The sequence below is a fragment of the Psychrobacter sp. 1U2 genome (assembly GCF_051847575.1).
The window spans coordinates 1-1,041 of sequence record NZ_JBPYDC010000475.1 but is presented as its reverse complement, the minus strand read 5'-3'; the positions used below and the strand labels follow the sequence as shown (position 1 = coordinate 1,041).

At 43.9% G+C, this 1,041-nt stretch carries 1 protein-coding gene and 1 pseudogene; one reads left to right on the top strand and one right to left on the bottom strand.

Going from position 1 to position 1,041, the window contains the following annotated elements; translation table 11 throughout:
* A partial coding sequence (locus tag ACS8FD_RS16680; RefSeq protein WP_439276662.1) for a 5-formyltetrahydrofolate cyclo-ligase occupies positions 1 to 843 on the top strand: 843 nt, incomplete at its 5' end.
* Positions 844 to 926: 83 nt separating this feature from the next.
* On the opposite strand, the pseudogene ACS8FD_RS16675 reads toward ACS8FD_RS16680, so the two are convergent.
* Positions 927 to 1,041: pseudogene (locus tag ACS8FD_RS16675) on the bottom strand (class A beta-lactamase LEN-27); the annotation flags it as partial.

Here is a 1,041-nt window from a genome sequence, read left to right as displayed (position 1 = left end):
AGACGGCAGTTTACCCGCCAACGTCGTCAGTTAACAGATGGCGAGCGCAGACAATACGCGCGCTTGGCAAGCTTGCACTTAGTCAAGTTGCAACAGCGCTTGCCTCCGCGTGCGCGTATTGGCTTATATTATAGTGGCTTTGGAGAGTTGCCGACTCAGCCACTACTCTCTTGGTGCGAGCGCTTAGGCTATCTACCTTATTTGCCAGTCGTTGGTTCGTTTGGTCGTGATGCTACAGGCAATATTGATAAACACCTGCGCTTTGTACCGATTTATCATTCTAAACTGGTAAACGTGCCGACAAGGATTCACAGCTTAGGTATGAAACAAAACCATCATCGCAGGCTACTTTGGGAGCGCGAATTAGACATCATTATCTGTCCGTTAGTGGCAGTTGATAAAAGTGGTAATCGTATGGGCATGGGCGGCGGCTTTTACGATACCACCCTTGGCAACAGCTACCGCTCAGGCTCAAAAAGACCTTTAAAAATCGGCTGGTGCTATGATTTTCAAGTAGTAGAACAGCTCGAGCGACAACCTTGGGATGTGCCGTTAGATGGCTTGATAACGCCAAGCGGTATAAGGTGGTTTAGTAATAATGCAAAAGCTAATGATAGCGTTGGGGAAAAAACATCTAGCGCTGATACGGTTGATACGTACTTAAAAGAATTAGGGAGTGATGACGCTAGGGAAATACTGTACTACAGTCAAGAACAGGTGTTTAGCGGTGATGAGTTGGCAAGGGTCATTAATGAGGCGCGTTTGAATGAGTTACTAGCGCAAAGTGATGAGTTTTTGCGAGGCTTAAATAGTGAAATTAAGGATTTTGATGATGAGTATTAAAAAATGTGCCGTTTAAACAATGAATGAAAATGCTAAAAGGTGAGCATGATTGCTATCTATACTCACCTTTTATTATTAATAGATTATTTAAGAGGACGCTCTACTAACACTGTTTTTGCTATTTCTGTCCCGATTTTCGCAATCAAAGCATCCCTTTCTTCAAACGAGGCATCGGTCTCTGTAATGTATAAAGCCGCG